The sequence below is a fragment of the Enterococcus sp. AZ062 genome (assembly GCF_051715065.1).
GTDB lineage: Bacteria > Bacillota > Bacilli > Lactobacillales > Enterococcaceae > Enterococcus_B > Enterococcus_B mundtii.
Map to the genome: position 1 here is coordinate 35,114 of NZ_JBIOTB010000001.1, position 26,639 is coordinate 61,752.

25 protein-coding genes are annotated in these 26,639 nt (G+C 33.8%); 15 read left to right on the top strand and 10 right to left on the bottom strand.

The window, feature by feature from the left end; genetic code table 11:
- The first annotated feature begins 404 nt into the window (after nucleotides 1-404).
- The 6 genes from IGJ00_RS00155 to IGJ00_RS00180 all read left to right on the top strand — a co-directional run bounded on the left by IGJ00_RS00155 (nucleotide 405) and on the right by IGJ00_RS00180 (nucleotide 6,209).
- On the top strand, nucleotides 405-1,475 hold the full coding sequence (locus IGJ00_RS00155; protein WP_195274460.1) for a radical SAM/SPASM domain-containing protein: 1,071 nt from the start codon (nucleotides 405-407) through the stop codon (nucleotides 1,473-1,475).
- Nucleotides 1,476-1,492: 17 nt separating this feature from the next.
- Complete coding sequence (locus IGJ00_RS00160) at nucleotides 1,493-1,756, top strand: hypothetical protein (RefSeq protein WP_019722664.1); 264 nt, start codon at nucleotides 1,493-1,495, stop codon at nucleotides 1,754-1,756.
- A 696-nt stretch (nucleotides 1,757-2,452) separates the two neighbouring features.
- Nucleotides 2,453-3,196 carry an ATP-binding cassette domain-containing protein gene (locus IGJ00_RS00165; RefSeq protein ID WP_438843994.1) on the top strand — a complete coding sequence of 248 codons (744 nt, stop codon included), beginning with the start codon at nucleotides 2,453-2,455 and terminating at the stop codon, nucleotides 3,194-3,196.
- Nucleotides 3,171-3,842, top strand: a complete 672-nt coding sequence (locus tag IGJ00_RS00170) for a methionine ABC transporter permease (protein WP_062805922.1) — start codon at nucleotides 3,171-3,173, stop codon at nucleotides 3,840-3,842. The genes IGJ00_RS00165 and IGJ00_RS00170 overlap by 26 nt, the downstream gene beginning before the upstream one ends.
- A gap of 10 nt (nucleotides 3,843-3,852) precedes the next feature.
- Complete coding sequence (locus tag IGJ00_RS00175; RefSeq protein ID WP_438843995.1) at nucleotides 3,853-4,668, top strand: MetQ/NlpA family ABC transporter substrate-binding protein; 816 nt, start codon at nucleotides 3,853-3,855, stop codon at nucleotides 4,666-4,668.
- Between the two features lie 374 nt (nucleotides 4,669-5,042).
- Entirely contained in the window at nucleotides 5,043-6,209 is a 1,167-nt protein-coding gene (locus tag IGJ00_RS00180) for a carbohydrate binding domain-containing protein (protein WP_438843996.1), read from the top strand.
- A gap of 216 nt (nucleotides 6,210-6,425) precedes the next feature.
- On the opposite strand, the gene IGJ00_RS00185 is transcribed toward IGJ00_RS00180, so the two are convergent.
- The 6 genes from IGJ00_RS00185 to IGJ00_RS00210 form a co-directional block, all read right to left on the bottom strand.
- Complete coding sequence (locus IGJ00_RS00185) at nucleotides 6,426-7,037, bottom strand: hypothetical protein (RefSeq protein ID WP_438843997.1); 612 nt, start codon at nucleotides 7,035-7,037, stop codon at nucleotides 6,426-6,428.
- A gap of 1,157 nt (nucleotides 7,038-8,194) precedes the next feature.
- Nucleotides 8,195-8,725, bottom strand: coding sequence for a DUF6568 family protein (locus tag IGJ00_RS00190; protein WP_074801090.1), 531 nt, complete (start codon nucleotides 8,723-8,725; stop codon nucleotides 8,195-8,197).
- Nucleotides 8,712-9,131: a thioredoxin family protein gene (locus IGJ00_RS00195; RefSeq protein WP_438843998.1), complete on the bottom strand. Its 420-nt coding sequence runs from the start codon at nucleotides 9,129-9,131 to the stop codon at nucleotides 8,712-8,714. The genes IGJ00_RS00190 and IGJ00_RS00195 overlap by 14 nt, the downstream gene beginning before the upstream one ends.
- A gap of 11 nt (nucleotides 9,132-9,142) precedes the next feature.
- Nucleotides 9,143-11,215 carry a peptidase domain-containing ABC transporter gene (locus IGJ00_RS00200; protein WP_438843999.1) on the bottom strand — a complete coding sequence of 691 codons (2,073 nt, stop codon included), beginning with the start codon at nucleotides 11,213-11,215 and terminating at the stop codon, nucleotides 9,143-9,145.
- Nucleotides 11,205-12,350, bottom strand: a complete 1,146-nt coding sequence (locus IGJ00_RS00205; RefSeq protein ID WP_438844000.1) for a glycosyltransferase — start codon at nucleotides 12,348-12,350, stop codon at nucleotides 11,205-11,207. Before IGJ00_RS00205 ends, IGJ00_RS00200 begins: the two co-directional genes overlap by 11 nt.
- An 84-nt stretch (nucleotides 12,351-12,434) precedes the next feature.
- Nucleotides 12,435-12,626, bottom strand: a complete 192-nt coding sequence (locus tag IGJ00_RS00210) for a hypothetical protein (protein ID WP_074801080.1) — start codon at nucleotides 12,624-12,626, stop codon at nucleotides 12,435-12,437.
- A 278-nt stretch (nucleotides 12,627-12,904) separates the two neighbouring features.
- On the opposite strand from IGJ00_RS00210, the gene IGJ00_RS00215 reads away from it, so the two are divergent.
- From IGJ00_RS00215 to IGJ00_RS00230, 4 genes are all read left to right on the top strand, one after another.
- A complete protein-coding gene (locus IGJ00_RS00215; protein WP_074801078.1) occupies nucleotides 12,905-13,747 on the top strand; it encodes a hypothetical protein in 843 nt (280 codons plus the stop codon).
- A 137-nt stretch (nucleotides 13,748-13,884) separates the two neighbouring features.
- The gene (locus tag IGJ00_RS00220; RefSeq protein WP_074801075.1) at nucleotides 13,885-14,514 is read left to right on the top strand and encodes a helix-turn-helix domain-containing protein; all 630 of its coding nucleotides are present in this window, start codon (nucleotides 13,885-13,887) and stop codon (nucleotides 14,512-14,514) included.
- 338 nt (nucleotides 14,515-14,852) lie between these two features.
- Nucleotides 14,853-15,443: a hypothetical protein gene (locus IGJ00_RS00225; RefSeq protein WP_104872619.1), complete on the top strand. Its 591-nt coding sequence runs from the start codon at nucleotides 14,853-14,855 to the stop codon at nucleotides 15,441-15,443.
- Nucleotides 15,444-16,003: 560 nt separating this feature from the next.
- Nucleotides 16,004-16,735 (top strand): hypothetical protein, encoded by a 732-nt coding sequence (locus IGJ00_RS00230; protein WP_438844001.1) that lies wholly within the window; start codon nucleotides 16,004-16,006, stop codon nucleotides 16,733-16,735.
- A 115-nt stretch (nucleotides 16,736-16,850) separates the two neighbouring features.
- Here IGJ00_RS00230 and IGJ00_RS00235 read toward each other — a convergent pair whose 3' ends face one another.
- Nucleotides 16,851-17,504: a hypothetical protein gene (locus tag IGJ00_RS00235; RefSeq protein ID WP_438844002.1), complete on the bottom strand. Its 654-nt coding sequence runs from the start codon at nucleotides 17,502-17,504 to the stop codon at nucleotides 16,851-16,853.
- Nucleotides 17,505-17,909: 405 nt separating this feature from the next.
- Between IGJ00_RS00235 and IGJ00_RS00240 the strand changes: the two genes are divergently transcribed.
- A complete protein-coding gene (locus tag IGJ00_RS00240) occupies nucleotides 17,910-18,830 on the top strand; it encodes a helix-turn-helix domain-containing protein (RefSeq protein WP_438844003.1) in 921 nt (306 codons plus the stop codon).
- Nucleotides 18,831-19,178: 348 nt separating this feature from the next.
- Here the strand turns inward: IGJ00_RS00240 and IGJ00_RS00245 are convergent, their stop codons facing one another.
- The 3 genes from IGJ00_RS00245 to IGJ00_RS00255 all read right to left on the bottom strand — a co-directional run bounded on the left by IGJ00_RS00245 (nucleotide 19,179) and on the right by IGJ00_RS00255 (nucleotide 21,109).
- Nucleotides 19,179-19,586, bottom strand: a complete 408-nt coding sequence (locus tag IGJ00_RS00245) for a type II toxin-antitoxin system death-on-curing family toxin (protein WP_066026393.1) — start codon at nucleotides 19,584-19,586, stop codon at nucleotides 19,179-19,181.
- Entirely contained in the window at nucleotides 19,583-19,816 is a 234-nt protein-coding gene (locus tag IGJ00_RS00250; protein WP_066026392.1) for an addiction module antitoxin, read from the bottom strand. The genes IGJ00_RS00245 and IGJ00_RS00250 overlap by 4 nt, the downstream gene beginning before the upstream one ends.
- A gap of 354 nt (nucleotides 19,817-20,170) precedes the next feature.
- A complete protein-coding gene (locus tag IGJ00_RS00255; protein WP_438844004.1) occupies nucleotides 20,171-21,109 on the bottom strand; it encodes an AraC family transcriptional regulator in 939 nt (312 codons plus the stop codon).
- A 113-nt stretch (nucleotides 21,110-21,222) separates the two neighbouring features.
- Between IGJ00_RS00255 and IGJ00_RS00260 the strand changes: the two genes are divergently transcribed.
- From IGJ00_RS00260 to yicI, 4 genes are read left to right on the top strand one after another with little or no spacing between them, the layout of a single operon-like run.
- The gene (locus tag IGJ00_RS00260) at nucleotides 21,223-22,503 is read left to right on the top strand and encodes an ABC transporter substrate-binding protein (protein ID WP_438844005.1); all 1,281 of its coding nucleotides are present in this window, start codon (nucleotides 21,223-21,225) and stop codon (nucleotides 22,501-22,503) included.
- Nucleotides 22,504-22,550: 47 nt separating this feature from the next.
- Nucleotides 22,551-23,417: a carbohydrate ABC transporter permease gene (locus IGJ00_RS00265; protein WP_071867759.1), complete on the top strand. Its 867-nt coding sequence runs from the start codon at nucleotides 22,551-22,553 to the stop codon at nucleotides 23,415-23,417.
- The gene (locus IGJ00_RS00270; protein ID WP_142433319.1) at nucleotides 23,414-24,253 is read left to right on the top strand and encodes a carbohydrate ABC transporter permease; all 840 of its coding nucleotides are present in this window, start codon (nucleotides 23,414-23,416) and stop codon (nucleotides 24,251-24,253) included. The genes IGJ00_RS00265 and IGJ00_RS00270 overlap by 4 nt, the downstream gene beginning before the upstream one ends.
- A gap of 11 nt (nucleotides 24,254-24,264) precedes the next feature.
- Nucleotides 24,265-26,526, top strand: a complete 2,262-nt coding sequence (gene yicI, locus IGJ00_RS00275) for an alpha-xylosidase (protein WP_142433318.1) — start codon at nucleotides 24,265-24,267, stop codon at nucleotides 26,524-26,526.
- Nucleotides 26,527-26,639 lie beyond the last annotated feature (113 nt).

The following is a 26,639-nucleotide window of genomic DNA, read 5'->3' on the forward strand; positions in this document are numbered from 1 at the left end:
GAATTACAGGTACATACGCAGTTCCATGCGACTGTGGGATTATTGCTGGTCAAGGATCGTAAATAGAGATGAGACGATGACAACATGTCTTACCTCAAGAAATAAGCTGAAGATTACGGAAATTGTTCATGCGATTTTTGTGACTTTCAGCTTATTTTTGAAAGGGGTTTTAAATTTTTGCTACTTATTTTTGGTGCAGAAAGTGGGCGCTCCCTTCGGTTTACCCTGCGAAAATGAACTTGTGGTTTAAAAAATGAGGTGATTTTATCCGAATCAAAGAGAATCTTCATGCCTATCGATTCAATGAACAATTTATTGTACATAATGTCCTACGTAGTACATGGATATTAGTTGATCAAGAAGAATTAAACAAAATAAAAAAGCAAGATTACAAACATCTACCAATGGCAACCCAGAAAAAGATGGATCTGTTTCAAATCCTTTTAGAAGACCCGATTGAAGTAGAAAAAACGGAGCATGGAATACCAGAGACAGCTTATTTGGTTATGACCCATCAATGCAATTTGAAGTGTGTTTACTGCTATGCAGAAGCCAGTCCTGAAAAGGAATATGAGGATAGTTTAAACTTTGTCGAATGGATCGACGTTCTCAATCAATTGAAGGATTGCGGTGTAAAGAAAATTATCTTTACTGGCGGTGAGGTTGGGTTAAGTAAGGATGCGCTAAAATATATCGATTATGCCAAAAAAATTGGTCTAACTATTGGTTTGATAACGAATGGGACTTTAGTGCGGAATGCAAAAGATGCAGCGTTTCTAGCTGAAAGATGTGCTTCGATCACCATCAGCTTAGATTCGATCGACCAAGTCGCAAATGATAAAAATAGAGGAAAAGGCTGTTATCGCATAGCAATGAGAGGGATTCAAAATCTATTAGACTTGAATTATCCAAATATTGCAGTCAATACAATCATTACCAATAATAATTTTAATAATATTGACGAAACGGTGGAATTTTTAAAGAAGAATAACATCAATTATAAATTAGGCGGATTCAGTGAACTAGGACGTGCAAAAATGGCAGAAATTTCTTTAACTGAGAGTGAGAGAACGGAAATCGAGTTAAAACAAAAGAACAAAAATCGTTCACCATTTTTAAAACCTTTCACCATCAAAGAATTCTGTGGACTTGGCGTTGGAGAATTTGCAATCAATCCTGTTGGTGATATATTTGCCTGTAAACTGTTAGAAACTGCTGACTACAAACTGGGAAATATTAGAGAAAAGCAACTTAGCGAGGTTTTTGGCGAAGAGAATATTACCTTTATTCGCTCTCAAAGCATCAATCATTTAACAAAATGTAACGATTGTTCATTCCGTTACTTATGCGGTGGAGGATGTCGTGCACATCATTATTATGCAACCAATGATACCCAAGGTGTAGACGAAGCAGAGTGTAATTTGATCAAGGAAATCCTAAAGCATCAAATGGTTCGTAGCTGTACAAATGAATAACGAAAAGAGTGGAAGACATGAAACTCAATGAGCACATCACATATGAAAAAATGGGAAATGACTTATACATCATGGTCGAGGATGAACGTTTTGTTTTAGACAATGACGTAGCAATTGATATATTTAATTTGTTAAAGGCTGAATCGACGAAAGAAAACATAAAAGCCTTTGTGCGAGACAAGTATCGTTTAGATCAAGAATTTACAGATGATGAAAAAGATAGTTATGTAGAGGAATTTTTGACCGTACTTAAAATTAATGGAATTATGATTGGATCTTGAAGATCGTTGAATCTAGCAAAATAAGCAGCAACCGATCAAATTTGATGGGTTGCTGCTTATTTTTTCGAGAGGAGACCGATTTGTTCTACTCTCGTTTTTAGTGATGCTGAAAGTAGCACGCCATTGACACGTATGGACGAAAAGTACTAAAAACTACTTCCCCAAACAATTTTTAGTCCCGATTGTTTCATCCACAATAATTGTATTCAGGATAGCAGTCCTTCGTTCGTTTATCAATAATCTAATTTTTGATACAATATAAGATAACGAACCAATCTATATTGTATTACTGAGCTATCCATTATCCAAAGTATAACATCTTTTTCCTTCCGCTCTATTTATTATTTTTTCTCAAATTAAAAAAAATAGTATACTAAATCAATTTGTTTTTAGATTTGATAAATTATTGAGTTCACTCATAAAAAAATATATTTCAATCTCAAGATAGACTGGTCGAAAATGAATAACCAAGCTATCTTTTCTAAAACTACTAGTACAGAAATAAAAACAGTGTATATTTATCTGTGAGTAAAAAAGTTGCTTTTTCCTTTCTTTTAATGGATTATAAAAATAGATGTTTTTGTACTTTATTTACTCTTTTAAAAATTCAGATAAATCTTTTATTAGCAATAAAATTAATACAGTTTTTTTCTTTGTATTATTCTTTTAATTGCATGTATAGACTGGAGGAAAAATGTGATCGAGCTAGTAAATGTGTCGAAGCAGTATGAAAAGACCAAGTCGTTGCATAAGATTAGTTTTACTGTAAAACAAGGGGAAGTGATCGGGATCGTTGGGAAAAGTGGTTCTGGGAAATCGACCTTGTTACGTTTATTGAATTTGATGGAAACGCCTACTGAAGGCACAATCAAACTAAATGGTGTAGATGTTCAGTCATTATCAAAAAAAGAGCGCCGGCAGCAACAACAAAAAATAGGCATGATTTTTCAACATCATAACCTACTTGAAAATTTACGTGTTTATGAAAATGTCGCATTACCATTGAAGTTACAAAGGAAAAAAGAGCCTAAAAAAATCAATGATCTACTCGATTTTGTTGGCATGAGTCATAAAGCAGAAAGCTATCCAGTCAAACTTTCTGGCGGAGAAAGACAACGGGTTTCTATTGCAAGAGCGTTAAGTAGAGATCCGCATTTGTTACTTTGTGATGAAGCAACGAGTTCTTTAGACGAAGAAAATACAGAAAGTGTGGTTCGTTTATTACATAAAACACATGCCGAGTTTCAACCGACTATTTTTTTTGTTAGTCATGAACTGGAAACGGTCAAACGCTTATGTAAACGGATCTTAGTCATGGAAAATGGGCATCTGATCGGTGAATTGACGAATGACCCAAAACAGTACGAGGAAGAGGAACTAACTTATTTTGAAAAAATAAAAAGGAGTTTGACTGATGAACTTGCCCACAGCATTGATTGAATATTGGCCGTCTCTAATCAATAGTTTGAAAGAAACGGGCATCATGATGGCGATTTCCATGTTCGTTTGTGTGTTGGGAGGTTTGCCAGTAGGATTAGGTCTATATTTGACGAATCCCAAGGTCAGAGGGACACACCCTTGGTTATACTGGTTGCTCAACTTCATTGTGACAGTCGTTCGCTCGTTTCCTTATCTTTTATTAGTGATTGCGTTGATCCCAGTGACGCGATCAATTTTAGGAAAGGCCTTTGGACCTGTTCCTTCATCTATACCACTTAGTATTGTAGCAGTCGCGATTTTTGCTCGTTTAGTGGAGCAAGTGTTGTTAGATGTCCCTGAAGAAATCTATGCCTTATCGAATTCATTAGGTGCTTCCAGATTTCAATACATCTGGCACTTCTTATTTGTTGAAGCGCGAAGCGGCTTAGTGTTGGCTTATACTACGACAACAGTTAGTATGATCTCTTATTCTACCGTCATGGGTGTCGTAGGTGGGGGCGGGATCGGTGATTTTGCTGTCCGTGTCGGCTATCAACGGTATGAGTATGGTGTCATGTATGTTGCTATTGTGATCATGATCGCTTTGGTCTTCATTTTACAAATGTTTGGAAATTTTGTTGCACAATCATTAGATAAACGAAAGTAGGAGAAAAGTTATGAAAAAGTTTTATTTATTTGCGTTTGCTTTAGTTGGAGTTCTAGTTTTAGCAGCCTGTGGTGGAAGCAATGAAAGCGCAGAAAGCAAAAAAGAAATCACTGTAGCGGTTCAATTGGAATCCTCAAAAGATATTCTAGAAATTGCCAAAAAAGAAGTAGAAAAATCAGGCTACACAATCAATATCATGGAAGTCAGTGATAATGTTGCTTATAATGATGCCGTCCAACATAAGGAAGCAGATGCAAACTTTGCGCAACACGAACCCTTTATGGAACGATTCAATCAAGAAAAAGACGCTGATTTAGTAGCTGTCCAACCAATCTATTATTTTGCTGGCGGATTTTATTCAAAAGAATATGATGATGTCAATGATTTGCCAGAAAACGCAAAAGTCGGTATCCCTAGCGATCCAACAAATGAAGGTCGTGCGTTAGCGATTTTGAATGAGAATGGGATCATTCAATTGAAAGATGGAGTTGGTTTTGATGGTACAGTCGCAGATATTGTAGAGAATCCTAAAAATCTTACCTTTGAAAGTATTGATCTTTTGAATCTAGTAAAAGCTTACGATGAAAGTGATATTGCGATGGTCTTTTGTTACCCAGCATATTTGGAACCAGCAAACTTGACGACAGAAGATGCCTTGTTACTTGAAGATGAAGCAGCAAGCAAACATTATGCGTTGCAATTGGTTACTCGAAAGGAAGAAAAAGATAGCGAGAAAATCAAGGTGTTGAAAGAAGCGATGACTACACCAGAAGTCGCTGACTACATCAAAAATAATTCAAAAGGCTCAAATATCCCAGCATTTTAAACAACGTGCTCACCATAACGAAAAATGTTGTGAGTGATACCTTTAGGTGTTATGTTCTGATAGATTGATTTTCTTGGATGATTTCTAAAATAAAATTCAAAAAATACAGCCTTGTGCTGTATTTTTTTATTTTATCCAAGAAAAGGAATAATTGAAATCATTCGATGAACTTAGTGAACTGTTGATTTTTTACGGTTATTGTCCATTACTTATTTTTGTCCAGTGTTATGTTTCCATAAAAATATTTTTTCAGAAAAAAGTGTTTTCTTGTTGAGATATTTATCAGTTATTCTTTTTAAAGAGCGAGATAGATTATGTTTTATGGTTTACTGTATAACGAACTATCCGCTAAAAAAATCAATAAGGAGCTTGAGATGAAAAAAAACAACTTGAAAAAAATTGCAGCAACAAGCATGTTACTTCTTACATTAGGAGGACCAGTCGTGACATCTGCGGCAAGTCAATCAACAGGTGATTCGGCGAATGTCAGTAATCAGGTAGAAGAACAGTTGACGATCAAAAACGGTGATTTCAATGAGGGTTTGAACCATTGGATCGTTTCTAGTCCAGGTACACAGAATCCAACAATCGAAGAGTTAAGCGGAAATAAATATGCAGTTGCTACTTATGGGGAAAACATTCATCAATATTTGGCACTGAAACCAAACACGACCTATACATTCGGCTATGATGTAGCAGGTAGTGCTGATTTTCCAGCAAAAGTTGAATTTGGCACGATGAATCATGATGAAGGTTTTATTTCGTTAGAAGAAACATCACACAACAATGAAAACTGGACACGTAGAGAATTTACATTTACTACACCTGAAACAGACAATACATACATTATTCGTTTCTCTTCAACAGGAAATGGCTGGGCGAAATTTGACAATATTCAAGTAGAACCAGAAAAAACAGAAACGAGTTTATTGACTGTAGGAACACAAGATCGTGAAGCTTATGCGTATTTAAATCTAGATGCAGAACGTTTCAACAGTTCAGAACGATTGATGGTCTATGTTGATGGTCGTTATCATTTTGAAACCTATAAAGGTAAAGCTTACTATTCATTTACAAGCAAAACCGATGAAGGTACTCAAGTACGTCGTAGCATTTCCGGTGTCAAAGGACAAGTAATCGAAGTCTATACCGCACCAAATTCACCTGGTCACAGCTCAACAGGCAAGCGCTTGTTAGAATCGATCACATTAGAAGAAGATTTAGCAGTGGACACTTCTTTATTAGAACATGCGGTGAAGAATATTCAATTAACAGGAAACAGATTAGACGTTGATTTTGATCGTGCAAGTTTCGAAGGGAACAACCGAATGTTCATTCGTAAAAATGGTGCCTATGTCGCAGAAATCTATAAAGGTAAAGTTTATTATGGATCAGTTCGTGAAAGAGCAGAGGACAGCGTAAAAGTTAGTAAAACAATTGATTATAAAGCTGGCGATGTGATCTCAGTTGAATTAAGCAGTGGAACACCTGGTGGTTCATCGAATGTGTTGCAAGTATTAGCAACGTATGAAGTAGAATAAATCGATCAGAAGCTGAAACAATAGGAGGTATCCTCCAAACATCAGGCGGCAACTACAAAGCTTTCGTAGTTGCCGCCTTATTTCTCGGGAAATGTGAACAATTGTAATGATATAGATAGCTTATAAAAAGTGTCCAATGGATTTACTGTCATTATTTTGTCGGAAAATCAATCAATGACACAAATCAAACTAAAAAATTAAGGAATAAATCGAAGACTAATGCGTAATTGGAAGTTTAAATTTTATTGAACGAAAATCTTGGCTATTTGGGTTAAGTAAATCACGTAGATAATAGTATTCAATATTAATTGTTTGAACGTTAGTGTTTTTCATATCTTCATCTAATACAAAGTATGACTCGACTACTCCTGTTGCACCAATTTCTAAAGGATCAGTTTCCGGTTGATTGTCTGGTTGGGATTGCACTGTAGGATCGACATGGATGTTATCTTCTGTAGTAATCTCAAAGTTTCTGTAGAACTTCGATCCATTGTTAAAATCTTTTATTGAATGATTTTTCATGCGAATGTCAAGTCTAATGATAGTATCTATAGGATAAGCCAAGTACTCTTGTTCTTGAATGATATCATTAGGGTGGGCACTGGATTTAATAATTTCGATAGTAACTGCAGGTTCTCCATTTAAGTAGATTGTGGCCGGATCGTTTAATCCATGAAGTGTTGTCGTATCATTTGATGATTCGCTCTCTGAATCTGAGTGATCAGAGGGTGTTGCGGATGATTCATTATCTGTAGTTACTGTACTAGCGATTACCGAAGAGTCTGTGTTTGTGGTACTTGTAGATTTGCAGCTTGTTAATGTAACCAAAAAAAATAAGCTACTCATTGTTAAAAAAAAACCTTGTTTTTCATATACTCGTGAACTCCTAAGTGATAGATATAGTTTGAATACATATTATTATAACATCAGTATTTTAACTTAGTACAGGCATCTATCACTCATCCAGCAGAAAGCTTACTAAAGGGCTGAAAATGGTATTTAGTCGCAGATGGAGTAGAAGATTTAAAAGATCCAGAAGGTCAAACGCAATATGAAATTGATGCGAGAATTAATGTTGCTTATGTAAGTTTTACAAGTAGCGAGGGCTATTTATACGATGCAAACTCATTTATAAAAGCTCAAAAGGAAATCGTCATTATGGATTTGAAATTCAATGTCAAGGCGTGTAGTATAAAGATGCTTATACGAGTTTTTGGAATTGGACAAATCAATTTACCGATGTATTTTTAAGTTAAATAAAAAAGATTGTAGATGAATTAGACAAGGTAAATTACGCAGCAGCAATCCAGCATTTTAAGGTTATACGATTGGTAATTTCCTTGACTATGTACCTGATCAAGATTGGTTAGAAAAAATTCGTCCTAAATTGATTGCTAAACGATGCAAGAAGATGTAGTAAATGAGGTGACTATATTTAATAGATACAAAGATACAAGATTTATCTAGTTCATCAGATATATGAAGAGTCTTAATTGTAGTGGGATGTATATTCTGGTAGTAATAGTCATTGTTTCTTTTTTGAGTTTTAATTTTTTGTAATCTATGGAGTTCACTTATTTAAAATTTTCAGTTGGTTTTGTGATGAGACTTATCAATATCGAAAATTCTACTGCAAATCATCTATAGATTTGGATAGAGAACTGACTCGAGATAGTAAATAGAGTCAAGATCAGGAAAAATTGGAGAAGAGTAAATCGTTAAGTTAAAAGATTTTATCTTAATAATAAAGATAAAGCTGTTCAATGAGGTATATAATATATACTCTGTTGTGCATGGCTAAAAAATAAATATTTTACGGGTTAGTTTTTTTGATTGTTATTGAAAAATTTTGTCAAGTAAGAACACGTGGATTTGATAGTACGAACATACTGAGATCAGTGGGTAAGGTATTCGACGGAATATCTTACCCACTAAACTTAGTATGTTTTTATCAAAAATATTAGTTGAATTAATGCTTTAAAGTATCATAATGAGATAGAATCAATAATCTTTTTGTTTTCAGATAGCCAGGTACTAAATGATACTTCATTGAGTCCGTTATTATTATCCCACTCTATATTTGATAAAATTTTTGAATTTTTATAAATGATGAATGCTGGTGTTTGTGAGAATCCATACTTCTCTTTGAATTTTAGCCATTCACTTTTATTAGTTCTTAAATAGCTACATTCGATATAAGATAACTTGTTTTCTAAATTGAATTCTTTGAATTTTTCTTTGAAAATAGGGTAAAATGCGGAGCAATCAGAACATTCTAAATTCCCCATGTAAACGAACATCAAATCTCCATTTGAGACTTTATTCTCAAATGTATTAATAGGGTATGAAATAATATCTTGATATATTTGTACATTGTTTTTTTCTATTTGCAATGATTTATCAATTTGATTTAGCTTGTCTTGTTGTATTTTGAAAATTGTTACTAACAACAAAATTATGAATATACCTATTAAGCAAAGTACAATTTTTGTTTTATCAAACTTATTTAGGCTCATATTTAAGTTCTCCAATCATTTTTTGTAATTCTTGATTATCAAACTCACCAACTATTCTTGCTCTTTCAATACCTTTTTTAAAAAAAATAATAGTTGGATAGAGAGAAATTTCAAACTTATTAACTAATGAATTCTGTTCTTTTTCTTTATTTGCAGTTATTGCTAGAATATCGATATTTGTCATCTTAGCAGCTTCATTTATAATTGGTTCAACATTTTCACAATGTATACAACCATCTTTTTTTATGAAAAGAATGAAATCTCTTTGATCCTTGGTTTTCGAAATAATTTCGTCGTATGAAATTGGTTCATAGTTTTTTATTGTTTCTTCAGTAATTTTATTAAATGCAACGTAAAAGCCTGCAATTCCAATAAAAATTAGAAATAATGTAACCATTTTTTTCATATTACACCTCACTAACTTGTTAACTTATCTACATTTATTTCTTTGTGACAACTTTGCACAAGTTCTGTATCATGAGTAATAAAGATTTTAATTCCTGGTAATCCTATCAAATAATTGATTAATTTTGATTTATTAGCTTTATCTAGTCCGTTAGTTATTTCGTCAAATATATATATTCTTTTTTCTTCAACTGTAGCCCTAGCAATTTTGATAAGTTGTTTTTGTCCTAAGCTTAGATTTATCCCATCAATACCTATAGGTGTATCATAACCCATTGGAAGATTTTGTATGAGATCGTGTAAACCAGTAGATTCAGATATTTGTTTTAATTTTTCGCTATCTATAATTCGACCTAAACAAATGTTTTCTAGAATTGTTGCTGACATTATCTTTTCTTCACTGTCAATATAAATCAAATTTTTTACTAATTCAGATTCACTTATACAATTTATATTAGTTCTGTTTAGTAATATTTCTCCTTTGTCTGGTAAATACAATCTAGCTAGTAACTTTCCAAGTGTTGTTTTACCTGAACCATTACTTCCGGTAAAAGCTATGGACGTTTTATCTTCGATTTTTAAGTTAATATTTTTTAGAAGAGGTTTTCTACCGTCAAATGCAAACCCTAAATTTTTTACTATAATTGCGTTTTTAGTTTCCAGGTTAGGAAAAGAACTTGAGCCAAAATGATTAAGTTCACTACTAAGTAAATTAAATAGCAATTCTTCAGCCACTTTACCTTGTGTTATTAAAGACTGAGAATTTATAAGCATTAAAATAGGATTGATAGTAAAACCAATTATCGAATTATACATTAACAATGTGCCTGTTACAAAAGTCCCTTTAATTATTAAATAAGAACCTAGTGAGAACAAAATCACATTAAACATATCTAAAACCATTGCTTTAATACCTTCAAGTTTAGCATCAAAATTAAGTAGCGAATTTCTTATTGAAATATTCTCTACTAATTTATTTTTACCTCTATCTACAAAATAGGTTTCTTGTTGATACTGTTTAATTGTATTTATATTTGAAAAGGTATCAATTATATTGTCATTAAATTCTTTATTTGACTGAATTAATTTTTTGCTAAATGACAGATATTTTTCATTTGAGTAGATGATAATAAGCAAAAATATAATAATAAGAGATAGCAAAAGAAATGCTAAATATAGATTTATTCTAGTTAAAATATAAAAACTACTTAGTACTAAGATAACATTTAGTGGTACGGCAATAATTAAAGTAAAGAACCGCTGTCTAATCATAATTATGTTTGATAGAGTCGCAATGATATCACCCATACCAAAATACTCTAGAGAGGCTGTTGACTTTCTAAATAGCGTCTGGAAAAATTCTGTACTTAAAACAGCATCTATTGTTTTGTTAAGTGAATTTGTTACAATAGTAGTTAAAAAATTTAATATGAACTTGAATAGTGCTGCAATCAAATAGACTATCATAATGGAAAATATCAAACCAATTAAGGAATTAGGAACAATTATATCAAAATATGTAGTATACATAGATGCTATAAAGAGTCCTAACATGTAGCTGAGAAGCGATAAAATAATTATAAGTGTGACCTTACCTTTAACGTTTCTGAGCAAACCTCTATAATTTAATTTTTGGAGATTTTCAATTATATCTAAATCAAGGGCGGAGTTTTTTAGGTCAATTTGTATGATATAGGGTATCCAAGATTTTATAAAAACATCAATAGTTTTTTTTTGTATCTTAGATAACTCAGGATCTGCGTAATAAACATGTTTGTTTGTAATTTTGATTAGTAGCAAATAATGATACGAATTATCCGTTTTTTTTATTTGTGTTAATAGAGGTGCTTTCATTTCATTAAATGCCGCTTTGTCTTTTTCTGCTTTGAAAATTGTTGCTTTAATTCCAATTTTCGTTAACCCTTCTTTTAAATCACCAAAAGAGGTTCCAGTATGAGTATTTTTTATTATAGGTCTAATTTCACATAATGATACTACTTTATTAAAATAATTGGTCAATAGCATACTTACGCAAGCTGCTCCACAATCCGCTTCTCCACTCTGAGGGGTAATTTTAAAGTTCATTTTCATCCCCCTTATTCCAAGGTAACAACTGGAATAATTCGTTTAGCATACCTTTATAGTTAACTTCTTCTAATTTTTGTTCAATTTTTATTGCTCTTGAAATATCACCTAACGACCAATATAAAAATCCGATGATATCGTCAAAATTATACCCATTTTCAACGGTCCTATAAGAATCGTTTTCTATATTATTTTTTGTGTTAATCATAATTCTTAGCAATTCTTGCTGAGTTGCCATTATTTTTTGGATTTCATTAAGTACTGTTAAGTAGACTAAACCCGTGTTTGAAAATGTCTCGCTGTTCTTTAAATCTTCCCAATATTCTTTTATATATGTTTCTGCCAAATCAGTCTTACCTTGCTCAATTAAGCAACTAATTAAATCTAAATAGACTTCGTTTTTAAATCTGCTAGTAGGAAACAGATCAAAAAAATTTATTAGTGAAAGTTCATAGTCGGTTATACTCAACAATGGTTTAGCATCTCTACAATAAAAATAATAGTACCTATCATTATCAGGATACTTTTTAAGCATTTTTTCATTCAAAAAAGTATTTCTTTTTGATTTTCTTTTTTCTTCCATAATATTTTCTTCGTAACCATCATGAACCATTACTACTTCTTCAAGAATAATTGTCTTAATGTTATCTGTATTTATATTATCTTCACATACTGGGAATTCATGGACACACCCGCAAAATTTATATAATCCATTGTTTTTAATTATTCTGCCAGTATTATAAACGATGCTATCATTTGTATTGAGAACTTTTGGACAAAAAACGACAGCTTCATCTGATAATTTCTCTATTTCTTTAATATATTTTTTTGCATTATTTAATCCCTCAGATTGAATTACCTCATCTGCATCAATAAAGAAAATCCACTCTTTTTTAGATAGAGTAATAATGAAATTACGAATTTCTGAAAAATCATTCCTCCAGTCTTTAAAATAAAGCCTAACTTCTGAAAATTTTTCTTTTATTATATTTATGGTTTGGTCTGTAGATCCTGTGTCGACAATAATAATTTCATCGGTGTTTTCTATTTGCAATTGTATAGCGTTTATACATCTTTCAATACTTCTTTCTTCGTTCTTGCACATTATCCCTATAGAAATTGAAGGGCTATTCATTTTTTTCCTCCTTCACAAAAAAATTGCTATATATTTGTGTGTATTCAAAAAGCGAGTTAGAATCAACTCGCTTTTTGAACTAAATTAACGACAATATTTTGATAAGTAAGAAGACATAGTTTGATAATCTCTGCAACCACATTTGTTTCCTGCAGCACAAAGCGCTGCCGCAATAGGTAATTGCGCAGCATAAATTGCGCACCATCCGCTAGCTCCACCGTTTTTAGTTTCATTATTAACTTCTGTGACACTGATCTTTTTTAAAAATGAACTCATAGTATTATACCTCTTTCTTATTTTTTCAGTTTTTTAAGGGAACTTAAACCCTGGATCCCAATGGAAATAATAAATATAAATTAATAAAGTATTAGTAGTAAGTACCACATATGATTACTCCTATACATATTTTTTAATTCTTTAATGTGATTATATTATATATTTTAATGTGTTATAAAAAACTCGCATATTTGGGAGGTCAATATTGGTTTAAAAAAAGTTAAACTTATATTGTTATAAAATAAATTATTTTCATAAGATAAGGAGAGATAAATAATATGTACTCAAGAAAATCAATCGGAAAAACAATCTCTATCATTCAAAAAAAGAAAAATATTAAAATAAAAAATATCTGCACAGATTATTTTTCAGAGTCAACATATTTCAGAATAGTCAATGATATGGTAGAAACATCAATAATAAATTTTGATCACATAATTGAAAAACTAAATGTGTCATATGATGAATTCTTTTTTTTATGCAATGAAAAAACTGCTCAAACACATGAAACACTAATGCATGATATAAAAATTGCATATTTAAAAAAAGATGTTTCTGAATTACAAAACATAAAAAAAGCAATGGTTAATATAGAGAAAAATTCTAAGATCCTGCATTTAAAGTGGATATGTGATTTATTAATTAAGCGATTAGAAAATAGAGTAACTCTAAACAATGAAAATAAACTGGCCCAATATCTTTTATCTATTGAGGAATGGACTAGATATGAATTGATGTTATTTAATAATAGTATTTTTTCTTTTGATATTGATGCTGTAAATTTGGTAATCCAAAATACTCTAACAAAAAACTCTTTTCAAAATTCTTACAAAAAAAACAATAAAGAACTATTTAAATTACTAATTAACGTAACTTGTTGCAATATTCAAAATAATAATTATAACAAAGCAAAAGAAATATTTTTTAGAGCAAAAGAAATATTTTTAGAAGAAGAGGCTCTCTTTGAAAAAACGATTATCCTTTTTTGGGATGGTTTTTTTGAATTTCATGATGGAAATGAAGTTGGAAAGAAAGATATAGAAAGTGCATTAAATATTTTCCAATTACTTGGATCAACAAATTTATTGAATATGCATAATGAGCTATATGAATTTTTTTAAAGAAATAATGTTCATTTAATAAGGAGATAAAATCGTTTTAAAATATGATAAAATAGAATTCAACTAATAGTTTAGGTATCATTACCTCTATTCAACAATCAGTTCATTGAAAAGTTACCCTAATGGGAGGTATATTAATGTTAGATATAGGAAAAAAAATCAAAGAATTAAGACAATCTAAAAAGATGACCCAAAAAAGCTTAGCAAAAATTTTGAATGTTACTCCACAAGCTGTATCAAAGTGGGAAAGAAATGAGAGTAATCCAGATATTCAGACTCTTATAGCTTTGAGTAACTACTTCAATGTTTCTGTTGACGAGATTTTGGGGAAGAAACGACCCACTTTTTTTGAGACTCTTTTTTCTAAAAAGAAAGGATACCAGCAAATGGAAAAAACAGGAGATTTAATTAAAACAAATGATTCAGTAGAAGAAAAGAAACGGAAAAAAGTAATTATTTTTGATATCGTTTTCAGTTTTATTACGGATCGAGGGATTTTACAAACCCAAGCTTTAAATAGGAAGCTGGAGTTGTTAATGCAGAAAAAAGGGCAGCAAGTTTTAATTGAGACATATAATTCGAATAAGGTAGATCAACATGGCGGTGAAGCTGATCTTATTTTGTTGACACCTACTTTTGGATATGCCAAAAATGATATCGAAAAAAAATTTCCTACAACACCAGTCAGGGTCATTTCAAAACAAGATTACGGGATGCTTAATGTTGAAAAATTATACAAAGAGATAGAAAGTGTATTGGAACTATAAGTGATCACAAGATTTTTTACTTTCTAAGATAAAAGCTATACGTGAGAGAGGGTACCTATAAATAAGTACCCTTTTTTCTTTGTTCCCTATTGAGGTACGAATATTATTATTTGTTAAATATGTCATTACTATCTTCATGTCAAATATCTGTTCTTCATAAAAGGAGTCCAACAGAGTACACCCTATTGTTACATTTTTCAGAGATTTTATTATTTCAATTTTAAGTAATATATATAATATTGCAATAGTATACAAATTGTAATAATAAAAATGGACTGATGCATACTGTATTTAAATAAATTAAATATTTATTTAAATACATAGGAATGGGGAAAAAAATGAAAGTAATGTCTAAATTATTATTAGGTGCGGTGGTTGGAGTAAGTTTATTCGCAGGAGGTAATTCTGTAGCTGCAGGTTCTATTGATGATGGAACTGACCATGGAGGCGTTTTTGATAATATACCAGTTTATGTTAAAAGTTATGAGGATAAGTCATATGCTCTTACTTGGAGTAAAGTAGCAAATATGGATGAAGTTAGCATGCAAAAGACTACTAACGATGACTCTCAAAAATGGGTTATGAAGTATGATAAAGCTACAAATACCTACAAACTTCAAACTTATTCACAATACTTCACTAGTACTGGTATGCAATACGGATATTTACATTCATCGTCTGGTTTTGATGTGAATAGTGATAGAATCGTAGGAGCAATTCCGTCATCGAAACCAGTGGAAGCACAACAATGGAAAATTCGTCATCTAGGGATGGTTTCGGGAAAAGGGAATGTATATCGATTGATTAATAATCATGAACAGCGAGTGTTGAGCCATAGAGGTACTTTATTGGGTGATAATAACTATTTAGTTACCCAAGAATTTAATGATGCTAGCTATCAAACTTTTATTCTTACATCCGCTAGATAATTAGAGGGGATAATTTAGTTCTTTATATCTTTTCTGATTTATGTCGATTGTACCAAATGATGTAAATTAAAAAAGCACAACGAGAGTAGAACAATAATCTTTCTCGAAATACAATTAAGAGACCAATGTTGATAGATTGATATGCTCCCTATAAAGTAGGTAAGGAAAAAAATTACAAATCTACTTTATAGGGAGTTTTTTGTATGCCTAAGAAAAGCCTTTATTCTCCAGAAGAAACATATCAGGTCATTTCAGAGGTGATAGATGGTCGTTGCAACGTGAACAGTATCACTAAGAAATATTCTCTTTCCATTGGGATTATAGAAAGTTGGGTGCATAAATATAACGAGAATGCATTTGAGGGGGAAAAGAGGTGAAACCCTGGAATAAGTTATGGATAGTATAAAATTTTCCGAAGTGAACAAAATTTCACATCGGTCCTTATCATTTCGTTACAACATAGTTAAGTATATATATAAATTTCTTCGATTAATTAAACTAAAAAGTTATTAATAATATGCGTTATAATAATACTGATAAATTAAATAGAGGTGTTCAATATGAAAAAAATAGTACCAATCAGTATCTTATTAATAATTCTTCTCACAGGATGTGGCTCAAAAAATAATGAAACCGTTCAATCCTCCCATGGTCAAATAATTGAAAGTAGTAATAAAAAAGAATCTTCATCTAATACAAGTGAGAATCATTCACAGCAATCAACTGTTCAAAAAACAGAAGAAACAACTTCTACTCTTTCAGAAAGCAAGACAATAGAGTCTACTGTTTCAGAGAGTGAAATAACCGAAAGCGAACCTTCAACAACTTTTCCAGAGGATTCAGCAACATCCTCAACAGTACCCTCGGAATCCATAAATGATCCGTTAAGTGTTTACTCAGACGATCAAATTGAATATGCACGCGTCTGGTTAACTATAAATGGTACGGCGTATAAAAATGATTTAGGTAATGCAGGGTTTACATTAAATGTTAACCATTCTCCAGCGGGTACAAAAATCAATCCTTATGACGAAAATAGCATAGTTTATCCTCAAGAGACAGTAACCTTAACCGGAAAATATGGGTATCAAGGTTTAGTTGTTTATTCTAGTAACCATGATGGTTCAATAATGTATTATCCTGTACCAAGTCACTTTCAACAGTCAGATGATCCAGTTACTATGAAGCAGGAAGAACAGAAAATACTCGATAATGCGCAGAGAATAAATATACCTACGGGAAATACAGAAGATATCCAGATCTTGATTAGTGCGATGAACATATTCAACTAAGCAAAAAATAGCCTATATTAGCTTTACTGATATATAAACAATAAATAAGTACCATGTTAAGGAACAAGGTACTTATTTATTGTTTGTTAGCTTAAGTGAGATTTTATTCATAATGTCAATGTGTAACTGGAACTTTAAATTTTATTGAACGAAAATCTTGGCTATTTTGGTTGACTAAATCACGCACGTAATAATATTCAATGTTAATTTCATCAACGTTAGTATTTTTCATATCACCGTCTAATAAGAAGTAAGCTTGGACCACACCTGTGCTTCCCAATTTTAAAGGGGCTGTTTCTGGCTGACCGCTGGGTTGGTGTTGCAACGTAGGATAAACATTAATTCCGTCTTCTGTAACTAAATCAAAGTTTCTATAAAATTGCGAACCATCGTTAAAACCATTAATTGAATGGTTTGTCATGCGAATGTCAAGTCTAATGATAGTATCTAATTTTGGAACTAAGTAGGCTTGTTCCCGAATAACGTCATCTGGTTGGGCACTGGCTTTGATAATTTCGATAGTAACTGCAGGTTCTCCATTTAAGAAGATTGTGGCCGGATCGTTTAATCCGTGAAGTGTTGTCGTATCGTTTGTCGATTCGCTCTCAGAATCTGAGTGATCAGAGGTCATTTCTGATGATTCATTGGCTGTAGTTACTGTACTAGCGATTACCGAAGAGTTTGTACTTGTGGTACTTGTTGATTTGCAGCTTGTCAATGTAAACAAAAAAAATAAACTAATCATTGCTAAAAAAACCTTATTTTTCATATACTCGTGAACCCCTAAGTGATAAATATAGTTTGAATACATATTATTATAACATCTGTATTTTAACTTAGTACAGGCATTTATCACCTATCCTGAATGCTAGATAAGCCAGAATGGAAAGATAAGCTATCCAGCAGAAAGCTTATTAAAGGGCTGACAATGGTATTTAGTCACAGCTGGAGTAGGATATTTACAGAAGTAAATACAAATTAGAATTAATTTCTTGTCGCTAATTTTTTATACATTCTAAATTTACTTTGTTATTTAAATGATTTTTTATTCCTTCTAAGTGTTTATTTACCTGAGAAATTGTCTTGTGAAATATAGTTTAAACACTTCCTACGTGTGATTTTTAGTTAAGTGTTACACTAATTAATAACGTATGTTAAAAGGAGTGTTCATGAAGTGTTAAAAGATCAACTACTTGATAGTTATGAACTTAGGGAATTACGTTTGTTGGATGAGCTATATATAAATGCGGGGAAAGTAGATAAGGAAACTTTGAAAAATAAATTATCTGTATCCCAAAATGTATTATTTAACATTGTAGACTCTGTAAATTTCCGTTTATCGAATCACTTTGGAACTGAGTGGATACACTATAAAAAAAAATCGAATATGTTTGCATTGTCTGACCAAGGTCATTCGAAATTAGGGGAGATTATTGGTATCTACACAGCGACGTCGATTAATTATTTGCTTATTCGAGAGTATTTGGAACAGCGCTCAGTTAGTGCAGAATATTTGACTAGGACTCTACAGATCAGTAGAGCTGATTTGTATCGAAGAATGAAAAAAATTAATCTAGTACTGAAGCAATTTGATATAGAGATCAAAGATAATCAATTAAAAGGGAATGAATTACAATTACGATATTTTGAACATATTTTTTATCAAAATATTTTTCCAGAGGAATATTTATTTTACAATTCTCAAGATTGTATTCAATTTGAACATTTATTTAAGCGCTTAGAATCCTATTATGGTGCAGATTTAGAGCCGATACAAAAAGCAAAACTTTCTTTATGGTTTTCTAGTTTGTTGAAGAATAGGCAAAAAAATCGTGAGGTTGGGGAACTCAGTGCATGTTTACTGCATTACTTAAAAAACAATATTTTTTATAATGAATTTACAGAAATTCTCGTTAATTTTTTTAAGTTATTTCATATTGAACTAACAGAAATTGATAAAGTCAGCAGTTACTTATTCAATCTTTCTTTTTTTACCGTGCCTTCTTCTTCAAATAAAATAAAGGATATGATTGATTACTCAATAGACCGCAAAGATATAGTTGGGCAATCGATTGCAGAATTAAGTACCTACTAGGATAAGTTCCTGTTTTTAGATGAATCTGTTAGCATTTAAACAAGTAACAATTAGAAAAAAACATTTATGTACTATTTGATGATCGATGAGCAATATACAAATGATATATATGAAATATTGTAAAGCTATAGGTTACAAAAAAATAAAATACATCTCCTAATGTGTTTTCTAAAATTATAGCATAAAGCTTATAATGTATTTTTTTAGTAATTAATTTGACCTTTTCAATTGTATAGAAAATTATCGTTTTCTATACAGTTGGATTTGACTTATAGCTATTTGTAATTTACTACAATTCTTTCGCTATAGCAGCAGCTATTACACTATAAAGACATATACAGCAACTCCTTAAATGGGTTTCGTATGTGTCTTTATAGTATTAATCACTTGATATTTTAGTTGGTCAAAACCCTTATCATATGTAGCAATATATACCACTAAATTTACAGCATTTTTTTGATCAATAGCTAAAAGTTGTCCATTGATTTTCAAAAAAACAAAAGTAGCTAAGAAAGCAGTACGTTTATTTGCATTGTGAAAAGGATGTTTCTTTATCAATTGTATAAGTAGGATAGCTGCTTTTTCATAAATCGAAGGATACACCTCTTCACCAAAAGCTGAGGCTCGAAGTTGCCCTACACACATTTCTAAAGCATTTGCATCCTTTACACCAATTGGTTCATTAGGAGAGTATTTCTTTATCTGGATCACATTCATTTTTATGATATCTCTGGCTTCAAGATAATTTGTCGTCATTTATCAACTAACTCTTTGAAAGTTGAGTCATAATCTATTAGTGCTTGGGCTATTGCTACATCGATTTCATCAGATACAGGTTGTTTCTTTGTAATTGCAGCTTTCAGTTTTTCTTCATCTAAAAAAACTGTATCCCCAGGATTCAATCCATTTTCTTTAAGGAATTCTTTTGAAATAGTCAACACGACTGAATTCCCTACTTCTCTAAATTTTCTTTCTTTAATAGGCATATGTGTCTCCCCTCTCCTTTAACGTATATACAGTATATACGTTAAAGCGATTAAAATCAATTTTATCTATTTTTTTAGTTTAATTGTATAGAAAAATGAGTTTTTCTTTACACTATTGTTCTCAGCTCAGTTCTCAAAGTAAGTGAAATAAAAAATCGTCTGTTATGTGTGTGTGGAGTAGCTAATTCTATAATAAAATACTTCAAATTACCGAAACGAGGTTTAGTTTCTATTGATAGCGAAAGTAAGAAGAGTTGAGGAATAAACCAAAGATATCGCCTATACAAGATATTGCTGTATTAGAATAGAGCGGCTCTCATAACTATTGTTCAACTAAAGAATGAAGCGCAAAAATCAGTGATTTTTTGCGTTTTTTTTCCGATAACCTGTCGGAGTCATTTGCGTTTCACGTTTAAACAGGCTAGTGAAGTAATTAGGGTCTTCAAAACCAGCTTCCAAGGCAATATCGATGATTTTCAAATCTGTATGCAGTAACAGGTACTCGGCTTTTTTGATGCGCATTTGATTTAAATACGTGAAAAAAGTCATACGAAAATGTTTTTTAAAAAAACGACAGAAATGCTCTTTGCTATATCCGATATGACGACTGATTGCTTCAAGAGTGATCGTGTTTTGGTAATTTTCTTCAAGGTATAGAATGATTTTTTTACAGCGATACGTGTTGAGTTTGTTTTTACTAGCAACTAACTTTGCAGGATTCACTTGAGTACTGTAGCGCGAAAAATGTTTGATCAGTAAGAACAATTGTGCTTTGATCGTCAGTTCAAAGCGAGATTCTTTCAAGGCAAATGTATCAATGATTGTGATTACCAGTTGTTGGATCTCCGAAATACTTGAGTAATCATTTGTAAAATGGATCGCTACTTGTTCTGGTGAATGGAGCAATGGATCAAGATAAGTTTGCTGGATATGATCGGAAACGCGACTTTCAATGAATGAAGCATCAAACACGATGGCAAAAAATGCACAGGCATTCATTTGATGATTGAGTGCTTCATGTAATTGATTCGCAGGAATAAACATAACCTCTCCTTCGTGAACAACGTAAGGTACTCCTTCTATTTTGACTTCCATGAGTCCTTGATAGACATAAAGAATCTCTAGTTCTCGATGCCAATGGGGGTGGATCATATTTTCCTGATGGGCTGGATGATTCGTATAGTGAACGGCAATTGGAAACAAACTATCCCCATGTTCGGTCATTTCCTTTAGCGTGGTATCAATATCTTGTTGACTAGGATTGGGGGTAAAAATATCGTTTGGACTAAACATCACATTTCCTCCATTTTGATCAATATTACAAGGTATTTTGATTAAGATGGCGATTACATACCGTTGTAAATATCAATATAATCAATTTGTTAATAAGAGGAGGAGGAATAATCATGAAGAAACAACGAGGATTTTTAATACTTGCTTTTATCATGGTGTTAGGAATTACTGGCTGCGGTACGGCACAAAGCGGGTCTTCAGATGATGGTAGTGTAACATTAGAGATTTTCAATATCAAGACAGAAACAGCCGAGCAAATGGATGCTTTGGTAGAGGATTTTGAAAAAGACCATCCGCAGATCAAGATCAACTTGACGACGGTTGGCGGGGGAACCGATGCGACAGCAGCGTTGCAATCAAAGTTTTCCTCAGGGGATGAACCAGATATCTTTATGTTGAGTGGATTAGCAGATACGCAGATTTGGCAACATAAACTCTATGATCTTGGGGAAACGACGTTAGCTAAACAAGCAATTGAGGGAACATTAGAGGGGGCTACACTCGACGATACGGTCTATGGGGTGCCGATGAATATCGAGGGATATGGCTGGTTGATCAACCAGAAGATTTTTAAACAAGCTGGCATCGATAGTGGATCGATCAACTCATTTGAGGCATTTGAAGAAGCCGTTCAATTATTGGATAGTAAAAAAGATGAACTTGGGCTACAAGGCGTATTTGGTTTTAGCGGGGCAGAAACGTGGGTATCCAGTCAATATAGTTCAAATTTTCTTGCTCCGGAGTTTGATAACAGCTTAGAAATGACCTATGAGGCACTGGAATTAAGCGTAGATTATGCCGAGCAAATGAAAAACTACACCGACTTGGTCATTAAGTACAATGCACAACCAATGGAGGCAATGGATTACAGTACATCTGTTGAAGAATTATTTGCCAGTGAAAAGGTGGCTATCATCCATCAAGGAAATTGGATCGTACCGACATTGGATAGCTTAGATGAGACGTTCACGAAAGAAAAACTAGGGATTCTTCCTATGCAGATCGAAGCATCGGGAGAAAGCAACATCGTGGCGGGGCCAGCTTGGTATTGGGGGGTCAATAAAGACAAAGACCAAGAAGTCATTGATGCGTCGATCGAATTTTTAACGTGGATGTATACGGATGAGCAGGCGATGACAGCAATCATCGATGAGTTTCAATTCATTCCGGCGTATACCAACTTTTCGAGCGAAGCGATCAATGATCCGTTATCTAAGGAAATCTATACGTATTTAAGCGAAGGTAAAACCGTTCCATGGGTCCATAATTCCTATCCAGATGGGTTTGGACAAAATATATTTGGTGTCCAGATCCAAGCGTATGCAGCCGATCGAATCTCTTGGGAGGAATTTATTGATACCTTGCAAACCAATTGGGCACAAGAAAGGAAGTAAGCGGTGAACGGTTGGTTTTTATCTAGTGAGATACAAGGAGGGTTCTCATGTTAACAAATCGCACAAAAGCTTTTTGGTTATTACTTGCACCAGCGTTATTGGCGTTAGCGATCGTTTTGTTCATTCCATTACTGACAGGTAGTTATTATTCACTGACAAACTGGAATGGCAATACAGTAGGTGAATTCGTTGGATTTGAAAACTATCTTCGGGCATTTAATGATCAAGGATTTATCGACAGTTTACTGTTTACCGCAAAATTCTCATTTTTCAGTGTGATTTTGATCAACATCGTGGCTTTAGGTCTAGCGATGTTCGTGACACAAAAATTAGGTAGATGGACGACTTTTTTCCGTACGATCTTTTTCATGCCAAATTTGATTGGAGGGATCATCCTAGGATTTATTTGGCAGTTTATTTTCAATAAAGCATTTGAAAGTCTGGCGACTATGACGGGCATTGATTTTTTTGCCGGTTGGCTGAACACGCCGGAAACGGGGTTTTGGGGGCTCATTATTTTATTTGTTTGGCAAATGAGTGGCTATATGATGCTGATCTATATCTCATTTCTCAACAATATTCCAGAAGAGATTTTGGAAGCGGCAGATATGGATGGGGCGAATCCTTTGCAAGTCTTTTTCCGTATCAAATTACCCATGTTGATGCCAGCTTTCACCGTCACTTTGTTCTTGACGTTGTCCAACGCATTTAAAATCTATGATCAAAACTTAGCACTGACACAAGGTGGTCCGTTCAATTCCACGCAAATGGTGGCGATGAATATCTACAATGAAGCATTTGGGATGCGAAAGATGGGGTATGCACAGGCGAAAGCGGTGATTTTTCTTGTCATTATTGTGATCATCTCAGTGGTTCAAATCTCACTGACACGGAAAAAGGAGGTCAGCGCATGAAGCAATCAAAAGTGAAACATCCACGACAGGTTAAGAAGTCTCTACTGATTTTTAGTGGATTGGTGCTTGCAAGTCTGTGGTTTTATCCGTTTTTCTTAGTGGTGATCAATTCATTCAAAACCAAAGCAGAGATATTCCAGAACACACTCACTTTACCAACTGGGCTAACACTTGATAACTATATCGAGTCGTTCGAGCGATTGGATTTTTTCAAAAGTGCAGCTAATTCGTTACTGATAACGATCGGATCTTTAGTATTGATTGTGTTTGTTTCTTCCATGGCGGCCTATGCGTTATCGAGAAATACGAGTCGCTTAAGTTCATTTCTTTATTTTATTGTCGCAATTGGCTTATTGATTCCTTTTCAGGGAATCATGATTCCCTTGATTTCACTTTTTGGGCAAGTCAGTATGCTGAATCAACCAGGCTTGATGGTGATGTATCTAGGATTAGCAACAAGTATGTCGACCTTTTTATATTACGGTGCTTTACGAGGGATTCCGAAATCATTAGATGAAGCGGCATTGATCGATGGGGCAAATACCTTCCAAATCTATTGGCAAGTCATTTTTCCTTTGCTGAAGCCTACGACAGTGACAGTGATCGTGTTGAACGCCTTATGGTTTTGGAATGATTATCTGTTGCCTTCATTAAGCATCAACAAAGCAGGGATGTATACAATTCCTTTACAGATGTTTTATTTCTTCGGCGAATTCAATAAGCAGTGGCACTTGGCACTGGCTGCGCTAGTGATCGTCGTCTTACCGATTATTATTTTATTTGTTGTCTTGCAAAAACATGTCGTAAAAGGCATTTCAGATGGCGCAGTGAAGTAGGAGGAAAATAAATGAAGTTTACAAACGGCTATTGGTTGGCAAAAGAAGGGTTTCATCTTGAACACCCGAACCATGTCTATGAAGCTCAAGTGAAGGAGGATAAGTTAACTCTTTTCTTGCCTTATAAATCGATCCAGACAAGAGGGGATACCTTGAATCTAGGGATGACGACCTTGTCTTTTGAATCACCAAGAGAAGATATTATCAAAGTACAACTGGTGCATCATGACAAAGCACAAACCGGTCCTCATTTTCAACTCAACAAGCAATCATCTTCGGTCATGATCGATACAGAAAATGAAAAATTTTATACGTTCCAATCAGGACAATTAGTCGCACGAGTGCCGAAAAACGCCGCATTCCAAATTGATTTTCTCGCGGAAGGGAAATGTTTGACTTCTTCTTTGCCAAAAGCACAGGCGTTGGTCAAAAGTAGTGACGGCCTGTATTACATGCGAGAACAGTTATCATTAGATCCGTATGAATATGTCTATGGCTTAGGTGAACGATTCACCCCATTCATCAAAAATGGGCAAATCATTGACTGTTGGAATCAAGATGGTGGTACTGGTAGTGAACAAGCGTATAAAAATATCCCATTTTATTTAACGAACCAAGGGTATGGTGTCTTTGTCAATCATCCTGAAAATGTCTCATTTGAAGTTGGTTCGGAGAATGTTTCACGCACACAATTCAGTGTAGTAGGTGAACGATTGGAATACTATGTCATCTATGGACCCGATATGAAAACGATCTTAAGAAAATACACTGATTTAACGGGCAAACCCGCATTGCCACCTGCATGGTCGTTTGGTTTGTGGTTATCAACTTCCTTTACGACGGATTATCGTGAAGAAACAGTCATGGGATTTATTGAAGAAATGCAGACACGAGAGATTCCGTTTGATGTCTTTCATTTTGATTGTTTTTGGATGAAAGAATTCGAGTGGTGCGGTTTTGAATGGAATCGCGAGCTGTTTCCAGATCCGCGACAACTGATTGAAAAAATCCATCAGAAGGGCTTGAAGATCTGCGTATGGATCAACCCGTATATCGGACAAAAAGCGGCAGCCTTTCAAGAGTGTAAAGAGAAAGGCTATTTCATCAAAGATAAACATGGCGAAGTTTGGCAATGGGATCTTTGGCAAGCGGGTCAAGGAATCATTGACTTTACAAATCCAGAAGCGCGTCATTGGTACAAAGAAAGGCTGAAAGAACTCATAGAAATTGGTGTCGATTCCTTCAAGACGGATTTTGGTGAACGTATACCTACGGATGTGAATTACCACGATGGTTCTGATCCGCAAAAAATGCACAACTATTATGCGTATCTTTATAACGAAGTCGTCTTTGAATTATTAGCAGAATTACGCCCAGATGAAGCGGTCGTATTTGCTCGTTCTGCTTCGGTTGGTTCACAAAAATTCCCAGTTCATTGGGGTGGGGACAACTTATCGGAATACCCGTCCATGGCGGAATCACTGCGGGGTGGACTCTCATTTGTGTTATCCGGCTTTGGCTTCTGGAGCCATGACATTGGTGGATTTGAAGAGAATGCGACAGCGGATATTTATAAACGTTGGACACAATTCGGATTATTATCTACTCATAGTCGCTACCATGGTAATATTGAATACCGAGTACCGTGGAACTTTGGGGAAGAAGCGGTATTGGTCAGCCAACGATTTTCAAAATTAAAAAATCGCTTGATGCCTTATATCTATGAGCAAGCGGTAGAAACAGCGCAAACAGGTATCCCTATGATGCGTCCAGTGATGCTGGAATTTCCAGAAGACTATACGACGCATACGATCGATAAACAGTATATGTTCGGTGAACGGCTGTTGATTGCACCGATTTTCAATGGGCAGGGAAAGGTCACTTTTTATTTACCAGAGGGACGTTGGACGAATTATTTAGATAATCATGTATATGAAGGACAACAATGGTACACACAGACCTATGATTACTTCCACTTACCCCTCATGGTCCGTCCTAATTCATTGATCATCGAAGGTTCCGTGGATACGACCGCTGCATACGATTATACGAAAGACTTGACCGTGCATGTCTTTGAGCTGACTGAAACAGTGAGGCAACAAGTGGTAGATCAACAGGGGCTTCCAGTTGGTACGATCACTGTCATACCCGAAGATGATAGCTATCAGGTCAAGATAGAAGGGTTATCACATGTTCAAGTCGTGCTTAGAAATCGGAAAGTACAAGGATGGACGGAACATCCACTAGGCTGTTCCATCCTGGTTGAACACTAGAAGAGTCGTTTGATTTGAGACAACTAAAAAGACGAAACGACACTTTCACATCAACCAATGGGAGTAGGTAGAGTGTGCGTGCTGTTTCGTCTGTTTTGTCTAGCTACCAATGG